Source organism: Streptomyces sp. NPDC046977 (assembly GCF_040644455.1).
Lineage (GTDB): Bacteria > Actinomycetota > Actinomycetes > Streptomycetales > Streptomycetaceae > Actinacidiphila.
Map to the genome: position 1 here is coordinate 1 of NZ_JBEYWO010000003.1, position 21,962 is coordinate 21,962.

The 21,962-nt window shown below is 71.8% G+C and carries 17 protein-coding genes; 11 read left to right on the top strand and 6 right to left on the bottom strand.

What is annotated here, in order from left to right; translation table 11 throughout:
* Positions 1 to 471: 471 nt before the first annotated feature.
* Together ABZ883_RS05035 and ABZ883_RS05040 are read right to left on the bottom strand one after the other, a co-directional pair.
* Positions 472 to 813 (bottom strand): WhiB family transcriptional regulator, encoded by a 342-nt coding sequence (locus ABZ883_RS05035; RefSeq protein WP_360902895.1) that lies wholly within the window; start codon positions 811 to 813, stop codon positions 472 to 474.
* Positions 814 to 1,119: 306 nt separating this feature from the next.
* On the bottom strand, positions 1,120 to 1,788 hold the full coding sequence (locus ABZ883_RS05040; protein WP_360901687.1) for a DUF1707 domain-containing protein: 669 nt from the start codon (positions 1,786 to 1,788) through the stop codon (positions 1,120 to 1,122).
* A gap of 140 nt (positions 1,789 to 1,928) precedes the next feature.
* Between ABZ883_RS05040 and ABZ883_RS05045 the strand changes: the two genes are divergently transcribed.
* The 10 genes from ABZ883_RS05045 (at position 1,929) to ABZ883_RS05090 (ending at position 15,414) form a co-directional block, all read left to right on the top strand.
* Positions 1,929 to 3,587 carry a fumarate hydratase gene (locus tag ABZ883_RS05045; protein WP_360901690.1) on the top strand — a complete coding sequence of 553 codons (1,659 nt, stop codon included), beginning with the start codon at positions 1,929 to 1,931 and terminating at the stop codon, positions 3,585 to 3,587.
* Between the two features lie 189 nt (positions 3,588 to 3,776).
* Positions 3,777 to 4,148 (top strand): peptidase inhibitor family I36 protein, encoded by a 372-nt coding sequence (locus ABZ883_RS05050; RefSeq protein ID WP_360901693.1) that lies wholly within the window; start codon positions 3,777 to 3,779, stop codon positions 4,146 to 4,148.
* A 209-nt stretch (positions 4,149 to 4,357) separates the two neighbouring features.
* Positions 4,358 to 5,767, top strand: a complete 1,410-nt coding sequence (locus ABZ883_RS05055; protein WP_360901696.1) for a class II fumarate hydratase — start codon at positions 4,358 to 4,360, stop codon at positions 5,765 to 5,767.
* A 98-nt stretch (positions 5,768 to 5,865) separates the two neighbouring features.
* Positions 5,866 to 6,549, top strand: coding sequence for a DUF402 domain-containing protein (locus ABZ883_RS05060; protein ID WP_360901699.1), 684 nt, complete (start codon positions 5,866 to 5,868; stop codon positions 6,547 to 6,549).
* 126 nt (positions 6,550 to 6,675) lie between these two features.
* Positions 6,676 to 7,362: a class I SAM-dependent methyltransferase gene (locus tag ABZ883_RS05065; RefSeq protein ID WP_360901702.1), complete on the top strand. Its 687-nt coding sequence runs from the start codon at positions 6,676 to 6,678 to the stop codon at positions 7,360 to 7,362.
* 686 nt (positions 7,363 to 8,048) lie between these two features.
* On the top strand, positions 8,049 to 10,031 hold the full coding sequence (locus ABZ883_RS05070) for a SpoIIE family protein phosphatase (protein WP_360902898.1): 1,983 nt from the start codon (positions 8,049 to 8,051) through the stop codon (positions 10,029 to 10,031).
* 162 nt (positions 10,032 to 10,193) lie between these two features.
* On the top strand, positions 10,194 to 11,642 hold the full coding sequence (locus ABZ883_RS05075; RefSeq protein WP_360901705.1) for a catalase: 1,449 nt from the start codon (positions 10,194 to 10,196) through the stop codon (positions 11,640 to 11,642).
* A gap of 168 nt (positions 11,643 to 11,810) precedes the next feature.
* The gene (locus tag ABZ883_RS05080; RefSeq protein ID WP_360901708.1) at positions 11,811 to 12,335 is read left to right on the top strand and encodes a PadR family transcriptional regulator; all 525 of its coding nucleotides are present in this window, start codon (positions 11,811 to 11,813) and stop codon (positions 12,333 to 12,335) included.
* Positions 12,332 to 13,018, top strand: coding sequence for an ABC transporter ATP-binding protein (locus tag ABZ883_RS05085; RefSeq protein WP_360901711.1), 687 nt, complete (start codon positions 12,332 to 12,334; stop codon positions 13,016 to 13,018). Before ABZ883_RS05080 ends, ABZ883_RS05085 begins: the two co-directional genes overlap by 4 nt.
* Positions 13,015 to 15,414: an FtsX-like permease family protein gene (locus ABZ883_RS05090; RefSeq protein WP_360901714.1), complete on the top strand. Its 2,400-nt coding sequence runs from the start codon at positions 13,015 to 13,017 to the stop codon at positions 15,412 to 15,414. Before ABZ883_RS05085 ends, ABZ883_RS05090 begins: the two co-directional genes overlap by 4 nt.
* A gap of 48 nt (positions 15,415 to 15,462) precedes the next feature.
* Here ABZ883_RS05090 and ABZ883_RS05095 read toward each other — a convergent pair whose 3' ends face one another.
* The 4 genes from ABZ883_RS05095 to ABZ883_RS05110 form a co-directional block, all read right to left on the bottom strand.
* Positions 15,463 to 16,809 (bottom strand): AI-2E family transporter, encoded by a 1,347-nt coding sequence (locus ABZ883_RS05095; RefSeq protein WP_360901717.1) that lies wholly within the window; start codon positions 16,807 to 16,809, stop codon positions 15,463 to 15,465.
* Positions 16,810 to 16,945: 136 nt separating this feature from the next.
* Complete coding sequence (locus ABZ883_RS05100) at positions 16,946 to 17,617, bottom strand: transglycosylase SLT domain-containing protein (RefSeq protein ID WP_360901720.1); 672 nt, start codon at positions 17,615 to 17,617, stop codon at positions 16,946 to 16,948.
* Positions 17,618 to 18,050: 433 nt separating this feature from the next.
* Positions 18,051 to 19,370 (bottom strand): PhoH family protein, encoded by a 1,320-nt coding sequence (locus tag ABZ883_RS05105; RefSeq protein WP_360901723.1) that lies wholly within the window; start codon positions 19,368 to 19,370, stop codon positions 18,051 to 18,053.
* 650 nt (positions 19,371 to 20,020) lie between these two features.
* Positions 20,021 to 20,794, bottom strand: coding sequence for an isoprenyl transferase (locus ABZ883_RS05110; protein ID WP_360901726.1), 774 nt, complete (start codon positions 20,792 to 20,794; stop codon positions 20,021 to 20,023).
* Between the two features lie 111 nt (positions 20,795 to 20,905).
* On the opposite strand from ABZ883_RS05110, the gene mgrA reads away from it, so the two are divergent.
* Positions 20,906 to 21,946 (top strand): L-glyceraldehyde 3-phosphate reductase, encoded by a 1,041-nt coding sequence (gene mgrA, locus ABZ883_RS05115; protein ID WP_360901729.1) that lies wholly within the window; start codon positions 20,906 to 20,908, stop codon positions 21,944 to 21,946.
* Positions 21,947 to 21,962 lie beyond the last annotated feature (16 nt).

A 21,962-nucleotide genomic window follows, 5' to 3' on the forward strand; every position in this document is an offset into this window, starting at 1 on the left:
GACACGCGGGCCGCTAGCCGAGGCAGGTACACCACCCAGCCGCAACCGCGCGCAGCCCCGCCCCAAACTTCGGCAGCAATCCGCGGCGCAAGCCGATAGCCGGGACACGTGCACCACCCAGCCGCAACCGGGCACGGCCCCCTCCCCAACCCGCGGCAGCGATCCGCGGCGCGAGCCGCTGAAATTCCGCCCCACGGCGGCACCGACACGCGGGCCGCTAGCCGAGGCAGGTACACCACCCAGCCGCAACCGCGCGCAGCCCCGCCCCAAACTTCGGCAGCAATCCGCGGCGCAAGCCGCTAGCCGGGACACGTGCACCACCCAGCCGCAACCGGGCACGGCCCCCTCCCCAACCCGCGGCGGCGATCCGCAGCGCGAGCCGCTGAAGTTCCGCCCCACGGCGGCGCCGACGCACAAGCCGATAGCCGGGACACGTGCACCGCCCAGCCTCAACCGGGCACGGCCCCGTCGCTAGCCCGCGGCGGCGATCCGCGGTGCGGGGCGCTGCAGTTCCGCCTCGCGGCGGCGCCGGCGCGCGAGCACGACCCGGCGCTCGGCCGCGGTCATACCGCCCCACACGCCGTAGGGCTCCGGCTGCATCAACGCGTGCTCCCGGCACTCCAGCATGACCGGGCAGCGGGCGCAGACCCGCTTCGCGGCCTCCTCGCGCGACAGCCGGGCCGCCGTCGGCTCCTTGGAGGGCGCGAAGAACAGACCTGCCTCATCGCTGTGGCACGCGGCGTCCGAATGCCATGGGCCGCCCAGGTCCCGGGGGTGACTCAGGGAGGAACTGGATGCTGCCGCGGGCTCGATCGGTTGAAGCACGGGATACTCCTGACGACGGCTCGGCTTGGTGTCACCCTTGCCCGTCGCTGCCCTTCCCGCTGCGTCGGCACGGGGGTTGCCGACGTGGGGTACGGCGGCGAGCGACGTGTCCCCATGCCCTACCCGCTGTGCGCGCGTTCATGCGCACCGTGTCCGGACCTCGCACGCCCGTGCGTACGCACCCGTCCCGGACGGTGTGCCGCCGCACGGGCAACCGCCGCCGCTCCCACGCGCCTTGGGGTGCGCTCGCGCACCGCGCGCCGGCGACCGGGGCCGGCGCGGGGTGACGCGTCGTCAGTAGTCCAGCTCGGGGCGGGCGTCCTTCTTCTTGACCCGCTTGCCGCGCCGCGGCTTGGCCTCCACGCCGCCCCAGAAGGCCAGGCCCTGTACCTTGATGACCGGGGCGCCGGGGTCGGGTGCCTCGTACGCGTTGACGTCGGAGCCGCCCATGATGCCGACCACGCCGCCGCCGCGCAGGGTCACGTTCTCCGGCACCCTGATCTCGATCCCGCCCATGATGGCGGTGCAGTTGATGACGACCTCGGGCGCGGTGAACGTCGCCTCCGTGAGGTCGATCACCACGCCGCCCAGGATGGCGACCGCGTTGATCTTCGAGCCCACGCGCCAGCGGCCCTTGCGCTCGGCGCCGCCGAGGATGCCGACGAGGTTGGGGTTCTCCCCGGTGTGGTCGGGCACCCAGTGCGGGGCGGGTGCCGGGGCCGCCGCGCGCGCGGGGGCCGGCAGGTCGCGCACGAAGGGCTCCAGCTCGCCCACGGTCTTCGCCGCGTACACGCCGTCCAGCCGCTCCGAGTGCTCCTGGGTGCTCAGACGCCCCTCCGCCAGGGCATCGCGAAGAATGTCGGCCACCCGGTCGCGGTCCGCGTCGGACGCGCGGATGTCGGCTTCGGCGACAGGGGGACTCAAGGGCTGCTGCTCACGCTTCCGGAGCGAGGACTCATCCACGCGACTACGGTACACAAACGCGATAGATCGCGACTAGGCCCCCGCCCCGGCCGGTGAGGGTCACCTCACACACCCGGCACCCCGCGTTCGTTCTACGCTTGTCGGGCTTCTATGACGCAGCGCCAGTGAGGATGTCCCTTATGCCCGAGTTTGCCTACACGGACCTGCTCCCCCTCGGTGAGGACACCACTCCGTACCGACTGATCACCTCCGAGGGCGTCAGCACCTTCGAGGCCGACGGCCGGACGTTCCTCACGGTGGAGCCGGAGGCGCTGCGCACGCTCGCCGCCGAGGCCATGCACGACATCTCGCACTACCTGCGCCCCGCGCACCTCGCCCAGCTGCGCCGCATCCTGGACGACCCCGAGGCGTCCCCCAACGACCGCTTCGTCGCCCTGGACCTGCTGAAGAACGCCAACATCGCCGCGGCCGGCGTGCTGCCGATGTGCCAGGACACCGGCACCGCGATCGTCATGGGCAAGCGCGGCCAGAACGTGCTCACCTCGGGCGGCGACGAGGCGGCCCTGTCGCACGGCATCTTCGACGCCTACACCAAGCTCAACCTGCGCTACTCCCAGATGGCCCCGCTGACCATGTGGGAGGAGAAGAACACCGGCTCCAACCTGCCGGCGCAGATCGAGCTGTACGCGACCGACGGCGGCGCCTACAAGTTCCTGTTCATGGCCAAGGGCGGCGGCTCGGCCAACAAGTCCTTCCTCTACCAGGAGACCAAGGCGGTCCTGAACGAGGCCTCCATGATGAAGTTCCTGGAGGAGAAGATCCGTTCACTCGGCACGGCGGCCTGCCCGCCGTACCACCTGGCGATCGTCGTCGGCGGCACCTCCGCCGAGTTCGCGCTCAAGACCGCCAAGTACGCCTCCGCGCACTACCTGGACGAGCTGCCGGCCGAGGGCTCGCCGGCCGGCCACGGCTTCCGGGACAAGGAGTTGGAGGAGAAGGTCTTCGAGCTGACGCAGAAAATCGGCATCGGCGCGCAGTTCGGCGGCAAGTACTTCTGCCACGACGTCCGCGTGGTGCGGCTGCCCCGGCACGGCGCGTCCCTGCCGGTCGCCATCGCCGTCTCCTGTTCCGCCGACCGCCAGGCCGTCGCGAAGATCACCGCCGAGGGCGTCTTCCTGGAGCAGTTGGAGACCGACCCGGCGAAGTACCTGCCGGAGACCACCGACGAGCACCTGTCGGACGAGGACGTCGTACGGGTCGACCTCAACCGCCCGATGGACGAGGTCCTGGCGGAGCTGTCGAAGTACCCGGTCAAGACCCGGCTGTCGCTGACCGGCCCGCTGGTCGTCGCCCGCGACATCGCGCACGCGAAGATCAAGGAGCGGCTGGACGCGGGCGAGGAGATGCCGCAGTACCTGCGCGACCACCCGGTCTACTACGCGGGCCCGGCCAAGACCCCGCAGGGCTACGCCTCCGGCTCGTTCGGCCCGACCACCGCCGGCCGTATGGACTCCTACGTCGAGCAGTTCCAGGCCGCGGGCGGGTCCAAGGTCATGCTCGCCAAGGGCAACCGCTCCCAGAAGGTCACCGACGCGTGCGCCGCGCACGGCGGCTTCTACCTCGGCTCCATCGGCGGCCCGGCAGCGCGCCTGGCCCAGGACTGCATCAAGAAGGTCGACGTCCTGGAGTACGCCGAGCTCGGCATGGAGGCGGTCTGGAAGATCGAGGTCGAGGACTTCCCGGCCTTCATCGTCGTCGACGACAAGGGCAACGACTTCTTCACCGATCCCGCCCCGGCGCCCACCTTCACCAGCATCCCGCTGCGTCCGGGCGCCTGATCCCGGTCCCGCGGCACCTCCCGCGCCCCCGCCGGCCCGACCGGCGGGGGCGTCGCCGTGCCACGCACGAAGATCCGTTCGGCGCTCACCTTCTATAGAAGTGGTTCACTATTCAACTAACGTCCCTTGAGCAAGATCACGCCGCGCACACCGGACGGCGGCGTGTCCGGCTTTTCGAAGGGACCCACTATGAAGAGGATTTCGCTCGCCCTGGCCCTGAGCGCGGGGGCCGTCCTCAGCGCCACGGTGGCCGCACCGAGCCAGGCGGCCAGCCAGGCCGACTACTGCTACCCGGGCTACTCGTGCTACTACGACGGCGCCAACGGCACCCACAAGATCTGGACGGCTCCGAGCAGGGGCTGCCACAACCTGGGCGACATCGGCCTCAACGACCGGATCGACTCGATCGTCAACAAGGGCGGCGGCACCGTCCACCTCTACAACTGGAACGGCAGCAACGCCTGGATCGCTCTGGGGGACGTCCCGGTCTCGCACGCCAACTTCCAGCCGGCCAACCTCGGCAGCTCCGCGAACAAGGTCGACATGGTCTGCATCGACTGACGCGCCGAGACCACCCGGCCACCGGCCCCGAGGCGCCTCCCCGGGGCGTGGGCCGGCCGGGACGGCCCGGCACCGCGCAGGCGGTGCCGGGCCGTCGCGTCCCCGGACCCCCGGGGGAATGAAACGGGTCGTGCCGCTGTCGTGGTGAGGGGGTCTACTGGGAGGTACCAGGACACCCGGCGACGTACGCGATGGAAGGGATTCCGGCGATGCCCGAGCAGGACGCAGGGGACGAACGCGACTACCGCACCGAGCACGACTCCATGGGCGAGGTGCGCGTTCCCGCCCACGCCAAGTGGCGCGCCCAGACGCAGCGGGCGGTGGAGAACTTCCCGATCAGCGGGCAGCGGCTGGAGCGGGCACACATCGCGGCGCTCGCCCGGATCAAGGCGGCCGCGGCGAAGGTCAACGCGGAGCTCGGCGTGCTGGACAAGGACGTCGCCGAGGCGGTCCAGGAGGCGGCCGCGGAGGTCGCCGCCGGGCGCTGGGACGAGCACTTCCCGATCGACGTGTTCCAGACCGGCTCGGGCACCTCGTCCAACATGAACACCAACGAGGTCATCGCGACCCTGGCGAGCGAGCGGCTCGGCCGCGACGTGCACCCCAACGACCATGTCAACGCCAGCCAGTCCTCCAACGACGTCTTCCCCTCCTCCATCCACATCGCCGCGACCGCGGCGGTCACGGGCGAGCTGATCCCGGCCCTGGAGCACCTGGCGGCGGCCCTGGAGCGCAAGTCCGCCGAGTTCGCGGACGTGGTGAAGTCCGGCCGTACGCACCTGATGGACGCGACGCCGGTCACGCTGGGCCAGGAGTTCGGCGGCTACGCCGCCCAGGTGCGCTACGGCGTGGAGCGGCTGCGCGCGTCGCTGCCGCGGCTGGCGGAACTGCCGCTCGGCGGTACGGCCGTGGGCACCGGGATCAACACCCCGGCCGGCTTCTCGGCGGCGGTGATCGCGGAGGTGGCGCGGGCCACCGGACTGCCGCTCACCGAGGCGCGCGACCACTTCGAGGCGCAGGGCGCGCGTGACGGCATCGTGGAGACCTCCGGCCAGCTGCGCACGATCGCGGTCGGCCTCACCAAGATCTCCAACGACCTGCGCTGGATGGCCTCCGGGCCGCGCACCGGGCTCGCCGAGATCGCCCTGCCCGACCTCCAGCCCGGCTCGTCGATCATGCCGGGCAAGGTCAACCCGGTCATCCCGGAGGCGGTGCTGATGGTGGCCGCCCAGGTCACCGGCAACGACGCGACCATCGCCGCGGCGGGCGCGGCGGGGAACTTCGAGCTCAACGTGATGCTCCCGGTGATCGCGAAGAACGTCCTGGAGTCGGTGCGGCTGCTCGCCAATGTCTCCCGGCTGCTCGCCGACCGCACGGTCGACGGCATCACGGCGAACGTCGAGCGCGCCCGCGAGTACGCCGAGTCCTCGCCCTCCGTGGTCACGCCGCTCAACCGGTACATCGGCTACGAGGAGGCCGCCAAGGTCGCCAAGCGCGCGCTGGCCGAGCGCCGCACGATCCGTCAGGTGGTGCTGGACTCCGGGTACGTCGAGCGGGGCCTGCTCACCCTGGAGCAGCTGGACGAGGCTCTGGACGTGCTGCGCATGACCCGCCCGTGACACCGGACGTCCGCCGCCACGGGGTGCCGTACGGGCCCGTGACGCAGGATCGGCGCAAGAGAGACGCTGCCGTGACCCGTCGTCCGTAAGATCACGTCATGACGGCGGACATCCTTCTTCATCCGGGTACGGGGCAGGGCGGCGGTCAGGACCACTGGTCGCCGGGCGACCAGGTGCTGTGGCGCTATCGCGGCAACGCGACGGACCGGGTGCACATCTGCCGTCCGGTGACGGTGGTCCGCGACGACGCGGAGCTGCTGGCCGTGTGGATGGCGCCGGGCACCGAGTGCGTGAGGCCGGTCCTCGCCGACGGCACGCCGATCCACCAGGAGCCGCTGGAGACCCGCTACCTCAAGCCGCGCACGACGAGCGTCGACCGCTGGTGGGGCAGCGGGGTGCTGAAGCTGGCCCGTCCCGGGGAGCCCTGGTCGGTGTGGCTGTTCTGGGAGCGGGGCTGGGTCTTCAAGAACTGGTACGTGAACCTGGAGGAACCGCTCCTCCGCTGGCCGGGCGGTGTGGACTCCGAGGACCACTTCCTGGACATCCATGTCGGCCCGGACCGCGCCTGGCACTGGCGGGACGAGGACGAGTTCGAGCAGGCGCAGGCCGCCGGGCTGATGCCGGCCGCGACGGCGGAGCGGGTGCGCGAGGCCGGGCGCCGCGCGGTGGGTGTCATCCGGGACTGGGGCCACCCCTTCGACGAGGGCTGGCAGCACTGGCGTCCGAATCCGGCGTGGCCGGTACCGGCTCTTCCGGTTGACTGGGACCGTCCGGCAAGGTGACCGCGTGAGTCTTGCCGGGCCCCCCAGTCCCAATCGTAAGATCGTGCCCCATAGTGCTGCACAAATCACAGGCTCACACTAGAGTTTGACGCTACGTCACGCAGGTCATCACGGGAGGCCCAGGCTGTGGGAGTCGGCGGCTACGAGCACATACAGCTGGACCGCACCGGGCAGGCGGAGGCCTTCGACGCCATCGGCGACCGCTACGACGAGGCCTTCCCGCACAAGGAGGGACAGGTCGCGGCCGGGGCATGGCTGCTGGAGCGGCTGCCGGCCGGTTCCCGCGTGCTGGACCTGGGGTGCGGCACCGGGGTGCCGACCTGCCGTCAGCTCTCCGACGCCGGGCACGAGGTGACCGGAATCGACCTGTCCCCGGTGATGCTGTCGCTGGCCCGCCAGTACGTGCCGGCGGCCGAGTTCCACCAGGGCGACATCGCCGACGTGCGGCCCGGCGGCCTCTTCGCCGCGCGCGGCCGGCAGGATCTGGGGCGCTTCGACGCCGTCACCGCCTTCTTCTCGCTGCTGATGCTCTCCCGCGCCGAGATTCCGCTGGTCGTGCGGGCCGTGCGCGATCTACTCGCCCCCGGTGGGCTGTTCACTCTTTCGATGGTAGAAGCCGATGTGGATGACTTCCCGATTCCGTTCCTTGGTAACACCATCCGGGTATCGGGTTATCTACGGGATGATTTGCGCCAGGTGGTGACCGACGCAGGATTCGAGGTCCTGAGGGAGGAGTCGTACGCCTACGCGCCGCACACCACAGAAGTGCCGCCGGAGGAGCAACTCTTCCTGCACTGCCGCCGACCCGCCTGACGCGGCCGCCCCGCCACGTGTCCCGCACGTGACGCACCCGACCGGATGGAACGACCAGCGTGAGCACGGAGCGCATTTCTGAGCAGGCCGCCGCCCAGGCGACAGCGGCCGGCCCGGCACGTCCGGGCGACCCCGAGCCGGTCCCCGATCCGCGGACCGGATTCCGGCTGCCCCCGGCCGCCGCGGTGGCCGGCGAGGCCGGCACGGCCGCGCCCGGCGCGGCTCAACCCGCACAGAACCAGGCCCCTGTCCCCTCCTCCACTCCGGCCGGACCGTCCTCCCGCCGTCCCCGGCGCCCCCGGCGCGGCGGTGGCGCGGGCGCGGCCAAGCGGGCCGCCGGCACGGCCGGGAGCGACCCTGGCACGCCGTCCCTGCAACCCCTGCCTCCCGCCCAGCGGCAGCCGGCCGGCGAGACCGGCGCGCCCGTCAAGGCCGGCCGGACCGGCCGCCGCGGCGCCCGCGGCACCCGGCCCGACCGCAGAGCCGCCGAGGTGAGGGACCGTCAGGCCGCCCGGGTGGCGGCGGGCGAGACCGCCGGCGGCGTCCCGCGTGTGACGGCCGGCGCCGCGGACCCCGCCCACGCCCGGCAGCCGGCGCATCTGCGTCCGCCCGGTACCCCCGGCGACGACTCCGCGGGCCCGCCGTGGGACGGGCCCTCCACGCACGACCTGCGGGCGGCCACCGCCATGGCCGCCCCGGTCGAGCCCGGCCGCCGTACCTCCGCCGCCGGAAGCGCCCCGGGCACGCCCGGGGCCTCCGGTCCCGCGCAGCCCGAGAGCGGTGAGCCGCGCACCCGTGCGCGGATGCCGGACGCCGGTGTGCCCGCCGCGCGCTCGGGCGGCCGCAACGGCGGCCCCGGCGGCCACCCGGTCGACGAGGAGTCCACCGCCGGGCGCCCGCTGAAGAAGGTCGGCCCGCAGAACCGCGGCCGGGCCGGGCAGGCCGAGGCCGAGCGGCTGCGCTACGTCGGCGCGGCCACCCGCCGTATCGCCCGCGGCCTGGACCTGGACGAGATCGTGCTGGGCCTGTGCCGCTCGACGGTGCCGGCCTTCGCCGACGCGATCCTGGTCTACCTGCGCGACCCGCTGCCGGTCGGCGACGAGCGTCCCTCGGGCCCGCTCCTGCTGCGGCTGCGCCGCACCGACCGCGTGCCGGACGACACCGAGCAGCCCGTCGAGGGCCTGCTGATGCCGGTGGTACCGTCCACCGAGGGCCAGTACGGCGCGGCCGCCGAGGTCGTGGACGTGGCGATGGACGGGCCGCTGGCGGAGGTGCTGCGCGGGGTGCGCCCGGTCTTCTCCGACAGTCCGCAGGCCTCGGCCGCGCTGCTGGAGCTGGTGGGCGGCTGCCCGGACGCGGGGTCCGGCGACACGTTAGACCTCCCGACCGGCCGGCGGGCCATCCTGGCCCCGCTGCGCGGCCGCCGCCGGGTGATCGGCGCGACCGTGCTGCTGCGCCGTCCCGAGCGGGCCGCCTTCGACCCCGACGACCTGCTGGTCGCCGCTCAACTGGCCACCCACACCGCACTCGGCGTGGACAAGGCGGTGCTCTACGACCGCGAGGCGTCGATCGCCGACTCCCTGCAGCGCGAGATGCTGCCGGACTCCCTGCCGGAGCCCACCGGGGTGCGCCTCGCCAGCCGCTATCTGCCGGCCGCCGAGTCCGCCCGGGTGGGCGGCGACTGGTACGACGCGATCCCGCTGCCCGGCAGCCGGGTGGCACTGGTCGTCGGCGACGTCATGGGCCACTCCATGACCTCGGCGGCGATCATGGGGCAGCTGCGGACGACCGTGCAGACCCTGGCCGGGCTGGACCTGTCGCCGCAGGAGGTCCTCTACCACCTCGACGAGCAGGCCCAGCGGCTCGGCCAGGACCGGATGGCCACCTGCATCTACGCGGTCTACGACCCGATCGCGCACCGGGTGACCATCGCCAACGCGGGCCACCCCCCGCCGGTGCTGCTGCACGCGGACGGGCTGGCCGAGGTGTTGCGCGTACCGCCGGGCGCGCCGATCGGCGTGGGCGGCGTGCCGTTCGAGGCGGTCGAGCTGCCCGCCCCGGCGGGCGCGACGCTGCTGCTCTACACGGACGGTCTGGTGGAGTCGCGGGCGCGGGACGTGTGGGGCGGTATCGAGATGCTGCGCGAGCGGCTGCACACCGCCTCCGCGGTGATGTGCCCGCCGCCGCTGGAGCCGCTGTGCGACGAGGTGCTGGAGATCGTGGGCCCGGGCGACCGGGACGACGACATCGCGCTGCTCGCCGCCCGCTTCGACGGCATCGCGCCGCGCGACGTGGCGTACTGGTTCCTCGAGCCGCGCGCCCAGACCGCGGGCCGGGCCCGGCGGCTGGTGCGCCAGGCGCTGAACCGCTGGGGCCTGGAGCCGCTGGCGGAGGCGACCGAGCTGCTGGTCAGCGAGGTGGTCACCAACGCGGTGCGGTACGCCGAACGGCCCATCACCCTGCGGCTGCTCCGCACGGACGTGCTGCGCTGCGAGGTGGGCGACGACGCCCCCACGCTGCCGCGGATGCGCCATGCCCAGCCGCAGGACGAGGGCGGCCGCGGGTTGTACCTGGTCAACCGGATGGCCCAGCGCTGGGGAGCGACCCGGCTGAGCGCCGGCAAGGTGGTCTGGTTCGAAATGGGCATTCCGGGCGGTGTCCAGCGCTAGACGCTCCGTGTCCGTACCGGGTGCATTTCTGGACTTTGTCCAGATCTGCTGCCGGAAGGCATTGCCCGGCGTGCCGAGCCGGTGTTTCAGTGTTTGTGTGGTCGTGAGCGACCAGGAGCCCCCGACGGACTCTTCCGAAGATCGACGGGAGGACACATTCACATGAGCACCCCCTACACCACCAACAACGCCGGAATTCCGGTGGAGAGCGATGCCCATTCGCTCACGGTGGGCTCGGACGGCCCCATCCTCCTCCAGGACCACTACCTGATCGAGAAGATGGCGCAGTTCAACCGCGAGCGGGTTCCGGAGCGTGTGGTGCACGCCAAGGGTTCGGGCGCGTACGGCGTCTTCGAGGTGACGAACGACGTCAGTCAGTTCACCAAGGCCGATCTCTTCCAGCCGGGACGGCGGACGGAGATGCTGGCCCGCTTCTCGACGGTGGCCGGCGAGATGGGCAGCCCGGACACCTGGCGCGACCCGCGCGGCTTCGCGCTGAAGTTCTACACCGAGTACGGCAACTACGACCTGGTCGGCAACAACACGCCGGTCTTCTTCGTGCGCGACTCGATGAAGTTCCAGGACTTCATCCGCAGCCAGAAGCGCCGCCGCGACAGCTCACTGCGCGACAACAACATGCAGTGGGACTTCTGGACGCTGTCCCCGGAGTCGGCGCACCAGGTCACCTGGCTGATGGGCGACCGCGGCGTGCCCAAGTCGTACCGCCACATGAACGGCTACAGCTCCCACACCTACATGTGGGTCAACGGCGGCGGCGAGCGGTTCTGGGTCAAGTACCACTTCAAGACCGACCAGGGCATCGACTTCCTCACGCAGGAGGAGGCCGACCACTACGCGGGCGCCGACGGCGACCTGCACCGCCGTGACCTGTACCAGGCCATCGAGCGCGGCGATCACCCCTCGTGGACGCTGTACATGCAGATCATGCCGTTCGACGACGCGGCGGACTACCGGTTCAACCCGTTCGACCTGACCAAGGTGTGGCCGCACGGCGACTACCCGCTGATCGAGGTCGGCCGGATGACGCTCAACAAGAACCCCGAGGACTACTTCATCCACATCGAGCAGGCCGCCTTCGAGCCCAGCAACATGGTGCCCGGCATCGGCCCCTCGCCGGACAAGATGCTCCTCGGCCGGCTGTTCTCGTACGCGGACACCCACCGCTACCGGATCGGCCCCAACTACGCGCAGCTGCCGCCGAACCGTCCGCACACCGAGGTGCGCTCGTACGCCAAGGACGGCCCGATGCGGTACGAGCCGTCGCGCACGGCGGCACCGTACGCGCCGAACTCCTTCGGCGGGCCCGAGGCCGACATCGAGCGCTTCGGCGAGCCGGCCGGCTGGGAGGTCGCGGGCAACATGGTGCACGAGCCCTACAAGCTGCACCGCGAGGACGACGACTTCGGCCAGGCCGGGACGATGGTCCGGAAGGTCCTGGACGATGCCCAGCGCGACCGGCTGGTCTCCAATGTCTCCGGGCACCTGAAGAACGGGGTCAGCGCCCCCGTCCTGGAGCGCGCGGTCCAGTACTGGCGCAACATCGACAAGGAGGTCGGCGACCGCATCGCCGCCAACGTCAACGGCTTGTGACCTCCTCCTGATCGCAGCCCCGGCGCACGTGATGTCCGTCCGTGCTCCGGGGCTGCATCGTGTCCGCTGCTGGGCACAGGGCCTGCTCAGCGGGGGCTGTGTCACACCCTCGTCACTATGCACAAGATCTATACACTGCAGGTATACCCCTCATGTAGAGTCCTCCGCATGAGCATCGGCCACACCCTGCTCGGGCTCCTGGAGTCCGGCCCCCGCCACGGGTACGACCTGAAGCGGGCCTTCGACGAAAAGTTCGGCCACGACCGCCCGTTGCACTACGGCCAGGTCTACTCGACCATGGCGCGGCTGCTGAAGAACGGGCTCGTCGAGGTCGAGGGCATCGAGCCCGGCGGCGGCCCGGAGCGCAAGCGGTACGCGATCACCGACGCCGGCATCACCGACGTCGGCACGTGGCTCGCGGAGCCCGAGAAGCCCGAGCCCTACCTGCAGAGCACCCTGTACACCAAGGTCGTCCTCGCGCTGCTGACCGGCCGCAGCGCCGCCGACCTGCTGGACACCCAGCGCTCCGAGCACCTGCGCCTGATGCGGGAGCTGACCGCGCGCAAGCGCGAGGGCGACCTCGCCGACCAGCTGGTCTGCGACCACGCGCTGTTCCACCTCGAGGCGGACCTGCGGTGGCTGGAACTCACCACGGCACGACTGGACCGACTCGCGGCGGAGGTAACCGCATGACCACCACGGACCTGCTGCTGGAGGCCGTCGACCTGCACAAGGCGTACGGCCCGACCCCGGCGCTGGACGGCGCCGCCTTCGGCATACGCGCGGGCGAGGTCGTCGCCGTCATGGGGCCGTCCGGCTCCGGCAAGTCGACGCTGCTGCACTGCCTGGCCGGCATCGTGCGGCCGGACTCCGGCCAGGTCCTGTACCGGGGACGGGACCTGACCGCGATGAGCGACGCCGAGCGCAGCGCGCTGCGCCGCGGCGAGTTCGGCTTCGTCTTCCAGTTCGGCCAGCTCGTGCCCGAGCTGACCTGCGTGGAGAACGTGGCACTGCCGCTGCGGCTGAACGGCGTCAAGCGCAAGGAGGCCGAGGCCCGCGCCACGGAGTGGATGGCCCGGCTGGAGGTCGACGACCTGGGCCGCAAGCGGCCCGGCGAGATCTCCGGCGGCCAGGGCCAGCGGGTCGCGGTGGCCCGTGCGCTGGTCACCGGGCCCCGGGTGGTCTTCGCCGACGAGCCGACCGGCGCCCTGGACTCCCTCAACGGCGAGCGCGTGATGCGCCTGCTGACCGACGCCGCCCGGGACACCAGTGCGGCCGTCGTCCTGGTCACCCACGAGGCACGGGTCGCCGCCTACTCCGACCGCGAGGTCGTCGTACGGGACGGCACGTCACGGGACATGGAGCGCGTGGCATGAGTTCCGGAACCGAAGCGCGGGGCGGCCTCCTGTCCGGCTGGGTCCGCGATGTGGGGCTGGGCTTCCGCTTCGCCACCACCGGCGGGCGCGAGGGCTGGACCCGCACCGTACTGACCGCGGTCGGCGTCGGCCTCGGTGTGGCGCTGCTGCTGGTGGCCGCCTCCGTCCCGGCGATGCTGGGCGCCCGCGACGACCGCGGCTACGACCGGGACTACTCCTGGTTCAACGACCCGCCCAAGGTCAGCGCGAGCACCGTGCTGTACGCCGAGGCGAACACCACCTTCCGCGACGACGACATCCGCGGCCTGCTCCTGAAGGCCGACGGCGACCGCCCGGTCCTGCCGCCCGGTGTCAAGGCGATGCCGGCACCCGGTGAGATGGTGGTCTCCCCCGCCCTGAAGCGGCTGCTCGACAAGCCCGGCAGCGCCCTGCTGCGCGAGCGCCTGGACTACCGGATCACCGGCACCATCGGCGACAAGGGCCTGGTCGGGCCGGCCGAACTGGCCTACTACGCGGGCAGCGACAAGCTCGTCGCCCGGGGCACCGGCGACGACATCGGCACGGGCAACGCCACCCGCATCCCGTACTTCGGGCGCGGCTCGATCACTTCGGAACCACTCGGCGGGATCCTGTCCCTGCTGGTGGTCATCATCTTCGTGGTGCTGCTGCTGCCGGTGGCGGTCTTCATCGGCAGCGCCGTCCGCTTCGGCGGCGAGCGCCGCGACCGCCGGCTGGCCGCGCTGCGGCTGGTGGGCGCCGACAGCCGGATGACCCGGCGGGTCGCGGCGGGCGAGGCGTTGTTCGGCTCACTGCTCGGACTGGCCGTCGGCACCGGGCTGTTCCTGGGCACCCGGCAGTTCGCGGCCGACGTGACGCTGTACGACATCAGCGTCTACCCCTCCGACATCAGCCCCGGCCCGGGCCTGGCCCTGCTGGTGGGACTGGCGGTGCCGGCGGCCGCGGTCGCGGTGACGCTGCTGGCCATGCGCGGCATCGCCGTCGAGCCGCTCGGTGTCGTGCGCCACGCCACGGCGCGGCGCCGCCGGCTGTGGTGGCGGCTGCTGATCCCGCTGGCCGGTGCCGCACTGCTGGCCCCGCTCTTCGGCGCGGTCAGCAACGAAAACGGCGTGAACTCGTACCAGGTGGCCGCCGGCACGGTCCTGCTCCTGGTGGGCCTCACCGCCCTGCTGCCCTGGGTGGTCGAGTGGGTCGTCGGCCGGTTCCGCGGCGGTCCGGTGCCCTGGCAGTTGGCCACCCGCCGGATCCAGCTCAACAGCGGCGCCTCGGCCCGCATGGTCAGCGGCGTGACGGCCGCCGTTGCCGGGGCGATCGCCCTGCAGACCCTGTTCACCGGAGTGCACGGGGAGTTCGTCACCGACAGCGGCAAGGACCCGCACCGGGCCCAACTGGTCGCCTCCACGGGGGTGCGGACCGGAGCCGAGGCCGAGCGGGTCGAGCGGGCGTACGCCGCCACCCCGGGGGTGCGGGACGCACTCGGGGTGGTCTCCTCGTACGCCGTGCCGGCGGACACCTCCACCAAGAAATCCACGACCGACCTGCCGTCGGTGCCGGTCCTGGTGGCCGACTGCGCCACGCTCGGCGAACTGGTGAACACCAGCGGCGGCTGCGCGGACGGCGACGTGTTCCTCGCCGGCGACCCGTACGGCTACGGCGACATCAACGCGGTTGCGCGGCCGGGTCACGCGATCGACCTCAACATGCCGCAGGGGGACCACTACACCGGGACGCCGCAGCTGTGGACCGTGCCGGCCGGCGCCCACCGGGTGACCTCACGCGTCTCCCCGGACGGCGCCCAGGAGTGGGGCGTGCTGGCCACTCCTCGGGCCCTGGACGTGGCCCTGCTGCAGAGCCCGGACGTCAAGGTCATGCTCCGGACGGACCCGCACGCGCCGGACGCGTTCGAGCAGGCCCGCAACACCACGGTGCGCCTGGACCCGCTGGCCGACATCTACCAGCTCCAGGGGACGAACGAGGACAAGAAGTTCGCCACCATCCGGCGCGGCCTGCTCGTCGGCGCCGCGGCCACGCTGGCCCTGATCGGCGCGAGCCTGCTCGTCTCGATGCTGGAGCAGCTGCGCGAGCGCAGGAAGCTGCTGGCGGTCCTGGTCGCCTTCGGCACCCGGCGCTCGGTGCTCGGGCTGTCCGTGCTCTGGCAGACCGCGCTCCCGGTCGCGCTCGGTCTCGCTCTGGCCGTCGTCGGCGGCGCCGGGCTCGGCGCGGCCCTGCTGAAGATGGTCGGCGAGCCGCTGCACTTCGCCTGGGGCAGCGTCGCCGCGATGAGCGGCATCGCCGCCGGGGTCGTCCTGCTGGTGACCCTGCTCAGCCTGCCGCCGCTGTGGCGCATGATGCGCCCGGACGGACTGCGTACGGAGTGACGCCCGGCGGGCCCGGCCTCCCCCGAGGGGGCCGGGCCCGCGGGCGGCTCAGGCGCCCTGTTCGGGGGCGGGGCCGGGGAGTCCGGGCGCCGGCGCGGGGACGGTCCCGGCCGGGGCGGGGTCCTGCGGACCGGCCTCGGACTCGGCCGCCCGCAGCGCCGCCTGCCGGGAGTTGGCCCGCAGGTAGACCACGACGGTGTTGGTGACCGCGACCAGCGGTACGGCGACCACCGCGCCGCCGATGCCCGCGATCAGCGATCCGGCGGCGACGGAGAGGATCACGCCCAGCGGGTGCACCCGCACGGCCCGGCCGAGGATGAACGGCTGGAGGATGTGGCCCTCGATCTGCTGCACCGCCAGCACGACGACCAGCACCATCAGCGCGGTGAACGGCCCCTGTGTCACCAGCGCGACGACCATCGCGATCGTGCCCGAGGCCACCGCGCCCACCAGCGGCACGAACGCGGCCAGGAAGATGATGACGGCGAGCGGCACCGCCATCGGCACCCGGAGGAAGTAGATGCCGATACCGATGAATATGGCGTCGATCAGTGCCACGATCACGGTGCCGCGCACATAGAGGGTGAGCGTGCGCCAGGCCCGCGGTCCGGCCCCGCCCAGTCCGTCGCGGGCGGCGACGGGGAAGAGCTTCAGGCACCAGTTCCAGATGTTGCGGCCGTCGTAGAGCAGGAAGAGCGTGCTGAACATCGCCAGCAGGATGCCGGTGAGCAGTTCCACGACGACGGTGACGCCCTGGAGCCCGGCGTCGGTGAGGGCCTTGGAGTTGGTGCCGATCGCGTCCTGGAGGTTCACCGCGATCTGGTTGATCTGGTCCTCGGTCACATGGAACGGGCTGTTGAGCAGCCACCGCTTCAGCTCGTTGATGCCGTCCTGGAGGCTGCTGGAGAGGTTGTCGACGTTCTCCATGACCTGCCAGACCACGAACCAGCCCACCAGGCCCATGATCACGAAGCCGCCGATGAAGACGATGGCGGTGGCCACGCCGCGCGGCACGCCCAGCCGCTTCAGCCGGCCCACGAAGGGCTGCAGCAGCGCGGTGATCAGCAGCGCCGCCACGAAGGCCAGCACCACCAGCTGGATCGTGCCGATCACGCGCATCAACACCCAGACGGTGCCGGCCAGCACCAGCAGCCGCCAGCCGACCTCGGCGGCGACCCGCATGCTCCACGGGACCTGGGAGACCGGGTTCCCGGGGCCGGCACCGCGGGGCACGTACCGGCGTGCGGCGGCGGCCTGTTCCTCCTGGCGGCGGGTCTCGGCGCGCGCCTCCGCGCGCGCCTTCTCGGCCGCGGCACGGCGCTGTTCCTCCAGCCGGCCGGCCAGCCTGGCCAGTTCGGCGGCCAGACCGGCGCCCCACTGGCGCTTCTCCGACATCCTTGTACCCCTGTCCCCCGCCCCCCGCGGTCTTTCCGACCGCACCACCGTACGCGCACTGAGCCCCTGAACCCACAGAGGGGGTCAGGGGCTCGGCGGTGCTTTGTGGCGGTACCGGATGATTCAGGCGTATTGCCTAGTACCAGCTGTTGTTCTGCCAGAACGACCAGGCGCCGCAGGGGCTGCCGTAGCGGCTGTTCATGTAGTTGAGGCCCCACTTGATCTGGGTGCCCGGGTTGGTGCGCCAGTCGGCACCCGCGGAGGCCATCTTGGAGCCGGGCAGGGCCTGCACGAGCCCGTACGCCCCCGAGGAGGAGTTCGTCGCGGTGTAGTCCCAGCCGCTCTCGTGCGAGACGATGTTGGAGAAGCACTGGTACTGGGTGGCGTCGCCTATGATCCCCTGCGCCATCGCCCGGACCTCGGCGGTGGTGTACGAGGCCTTCACAACGAGGGCGGCGCGCTCCGCGGCACGGGAGGCGGCTTCCTGCTTCCGCTTCTCCTCGGCCTTCTTCTCGGCCTGCTTGCGGGCGGCGGCGTCCTTGGCGGCCTGCTTGCGGGCGGACTCCTCCGCGGCCTTGCGCGCGGTGGCGTCGGCGGCGTCCGTCTGTGCCTGCACCTGCTGCGTCAGCGACGCCTGCTGAACCTGCTGCCCCGCGGGGATGTCCGCGAGAACGGTCGTCGCGTCGGTGGCGGCGACGGGCTGCAGGCCCGGCTGCTCGCTACCGGAGGCGACACCGACGACAGCGCCCACGGTGGTGACCGCAGTGGCCGAAGCCACCGCGAATCCCCGGACCGAGATCCGGCTCACACGGTTTCCTTCCAGCGTCGCCCGCTTGGTGACCTCACGGACGCGATCGTGCCCTTCGCACTGGCTTCTTCATGCACCGGTCACAGAAGCTACTGGCCCGGTGGTCTCCCCCCTCGAGGCGGGATTCCGCTGATTCAGCTCGGGCGGCCCACGGCGAACGCTGTTCAATTCTGAGGTTCCGTACGCTTATAGGTACGGGTGTGCCATGGGCAGGGCCTGACAGAACCGACAGCCTGCCCTAGCCGCACTCGTCAACGCAATTCCCTGCCGGGTGTCAAACCTCACACGGCACGTGGGCCACGGAATTTTCTCGTACCCCCCGGTAGTGGCCGCGGACGCCGCTAGGCTGCTGCGCCCTTGCGGCGCAGCAGCCTAGCGGTACTGCTCAACTGCCCTGACGGCGGGCCCCTGTCGGGCTCGTCCCGTCATCGCGTCACGTCCGCCCGTCCTCCAGCATCTCGGTGACGAGCGCGGCGATCGGCGAGCGCTCGGATCGGGTCAGCGTGATGTGGGCGAAGAGCGGGTGCCCCTTCAGCTTCTCCACGACGGCCACCACGCCGTCGTACCGACCCACCCTCAAGTTGTCGCGCTGGGCGACGTCATGAGTGAGAACAACCCGGGAGTTCTGCCCGATACGCGACAGAACGGTCAAAAGGACATTGCGCTCCAGGGACTGCGCCTCGTCCACGATCACGAAGGCGTCGTGCAGCGAACGCCCCCGGATGTGGGTCAGCGGCAGGACCTCCAGCATGCCGCGCGCCACGACCTCCTCGATGACCTCCTTGGACGTCACCGCGCCCAGGGTGTCGAAGACCGCCTGGGCCCAGGGGCTCATCTTCTCGGCCTCGCTGCCCGGCAGGTAACCGAGCTCCTGCCCGCCCACGGCGTACAGCGGCCGGAAGACCATCACCTTCTGGTGCTGCTGACGCTCCAGCACCGCCTCGAGGCCCGCGCACAGCGCGAGCGCCGACTTGCCGGTGCCGGCCCGGCCGCCCATCGACACGATGCCGACGTCCGGGTCGAGCAGCAGGTCGAGCGCGATCCGCTGCTCGGCGCTGCGCCCGTGGATGCCGAACGCCTCCCGGTCGCCGCGCACCAGCCGCACCCGCCCGTCGGCCGTGACCCGGCCGAGCGCCTTGCCGCGCTCGGACTGCAGGACCAGACCCGTGTGCACCGGGAGCCCGTCCGCCTCGGGCAGGTCGACGATCTCGCTCTGGAAGAGCTCGTCCACCTGCTCGGCGGGGACCACCACCTCCTCCATACCGGTCCAGCCCGAGGTGATCGCCAGCTCGGCCCGGTACTCCTCGGCCAGCAGGCCGACGGAGGACGCCTTGACCCGCAGCGGCAGGTCCTTGGACACGACGGTCACGTCGTAGCCCTCGGCCTGCAGGTTGCGGGCCACCGCCAGGATGCGCGAGTCGTTGTCGCCGAGCCGGAAGCCGGCCGGCAGCACGCCCGGGTCCGAATGGTTCAGCTCGACGCGCAGGGTGCCGCCCAGCTCGCCGATCGGGATGGGCGCGTCCAGCCGCCCGTACCGGACCCGGTACTCGTCGAGCAGCCGCAACGCCTGGCGGGCGAAGTAGCCGAGCTCCGGGTGGTGGCGCTTGGCCTCCAACTCGGTCACCACCACGACCGGGAGTACCACCTCGTGCTCGTCGAAGCGGAGGAGGGCATGCGGGTCGGCAAGCAGCACGCTGGTGTCGAGTACGTATGTGCGCCGGTCGTGCTCACGGCGATTCTTGCTGGTCACCACGTGTGGACGAACCCCCTCGGAAGAGGTCGGGGTGCGACGGCGTCGCGCGGGACAGGGCCGGGAGCGACCACCAGGGCCGAACCACGGCCCTTCGAGTCGACGCGGTCAGTGCCGTCCGAGTCAAGTGCTGAGAGCGGCACGTCCGTGAGCAAAGGGCCTCCCGGGCGGACGGCCAGGTGCCGTCCGCTGCTGTCCGACATCCATGGGCCGGATGTCGGTCTGACGGATCTATTCCCTCGAAAGTGGAGGCCTATGCGACTGCATATGACAGCCGTTGGCCCAAGCCCGCGCGTCTCCGCTGCTTCTCCGGCCGTTTTCCCACCGGCCCCCGCAGCGCAATCCGGCCACGTCCGTCACGGCATTCGGCCCTGCCCCGGTGTGGCGTATCTCTCATCGCGGGCGCTCGTACACCCCTGCGACCTGCGGCCAGGCCCCGCGAGGGGTGCGCAGGCGGTTCCTGCCGGCGGACACCGCGAGAAGCGGTCACGGGCGGCCGCGTCACGCGGCCGCGCGGCAGGTCCGGCGTACGGAGGGCGGCGAGGACGCCTTCACGGAGGGCCCGCGAGGCACCGCGGCAGTCCTCCGAACGGGTGCTCCGCCCCGGCGTGTCGTTTCACGGCGCGAAAACCCGGCCCCGGGGGCCGGCGCCGTCAGGTCCCGTAGCGGCGGTGGCGGGCGGTGTAGTCGCGCAGCGCCCGCAGGAAGTCGACCTTGCGGAACGCGGGCCAGAAGACCTCGCAGAAGTAGTACTCCGAGTGGGCGCTCTGCCACAGCATGAAGCCCGACAGCCGCTGCTCGCCGGAGGTCCGGATGACGAGGTCGGGGTCGGGCTGGCCGCGGGTGTAGAGGTGCTCCGCGATGTGGTCGATGTCGAGGATCTCCGCGAGGTCCTCGATGGAGGTGCCGCGTCCGGCGTGCTCGTGGAGCAGGGAGCGGACCGCGTCCGCGATCTCCTGCCGGCCGCCGTATCCCACGGCGACGTTCACGAGTATGCCCTCGACGCCCTCGGTGGCCTGCTCGGCCTCCTTGAGGACGGACTGCGTCCGCGACGGCAGGAGGTCCTTCGCCCCGACGTGGTGGACGCGCCAGCGGCCGCTCGCCGCGAGGCCGCGCACCGCGTCCTCGATGATGCCGAGCAGCGGGACGAGCTCCTCCGCCGGGCGGTCGAGATTGTCGGTGGACAGCATCCACAGCGTCACGACCTCGACGCCGGTCTCCTCGGACCAGCCCAGCATTTCGGTGATCTTGTCCGCGCCGGCCCGGTGGCCCTGCTCGGTCGTGCGCGCCGCGGCCTTGGCCCAGCGGCGGTTGCCGTCCAGGATCACCCCGATGTGCTTGGGGCTCTGGGCCGGATCCAGCCGCCGCTCCACCCGGTGGGCATACAGGTCGGTCAACCTGAGGCGTACCAGGTCGCGCAAATTCATTGCCGGGCCCCTCCTGCGGTCGTCCCCCCGCGGCAACACTAACGCGCCTCCCCGCGGGGCGCCGAACCGGGTGCGCGGGCCGCCGGGCGCCCTCGTGATAGGACGACTTCCGTGGATATTCGCACTCTCTACCGCGCCGCCGACGAGCGCTACGACGCCATGGAGTACCGCCGGACGGGCCGCAGCGGCCTGAAGCTCCCGGCGATCTCGCTCGGCCTCTGGCACAACTTCGGCGACGACCGCACCCTCGACTCCCAGCGCGCCATCCTGCGCCGCGCGTTCGACCTCGGCGTCACGCACTTCGACCTGGCCAACAACTACGGCCCGCCCTACGGTTCGGCCGAGTCCAACTTCGGCACGATCTTCGCCCAGGACTTCCGCCCCTACCGCGACGAACTGGTCGTCTCGACCAAGGCCGGCTACGACATGTGGCCCGGCCCGTACGGCGAATGGGGCAGCCGCAAGTACCTGCTGTCCTCACTCGACCAGTCCCTGGGCCGCATGGGCCTGGACTACGTCGACATCTTCTACTCGCACCGCTACGACCCCGAGACCCCGCTGGAGGAGACGATGGGCGCCCTGGCGTCCGCCGTCCGGCAGGGCAAGGCGCTGTACGTCGGCATCTCCTCGTACGGCCCGCAGCGCACCCGCGAGGCGGCCCGCCTGCTGCGCGAGATGGGCGTGCCGGCCCTGATCCACCAGCCCTCCTACTCCATGATCAACCGCTGGGTCGAGGACGAGGGCCTGCTCGACGTCCTGGACGACGAGGGCATGGGCTGCATCCCCTTCGTCCCCCTGGCCCAGGGCCTGCTGACGGACAAGTACCTCAACGGGATCCCCGAGGGCTCGCGCGCCGCCCAGGGCAAGTCGCTCGACCCGACGCTGATCACCGACGAGGTCGTCCGCCGGCTGCGCGGCCTGAACGACATCGCCGCGAGCCGCGGGCAGTCGCTGGCCCAGCTCGCACTGAGCTGGGTGCTGCGCGACCCGCGGATCACCTCGGCGCTGATCGGCGCGAGCAGCGTCGCCCAGCTGGAGGCCAACGTGGGCGCGGTGGGCGCCCCGGCCCTCACCGCGGACGAGCTCGCGCAGATCGACACCTTCGCCCTGGAGTCGGGCGTCAACCTCTGGTCGCGCAGCAGCGAGGCGTGACCGGGAGCACCACCGC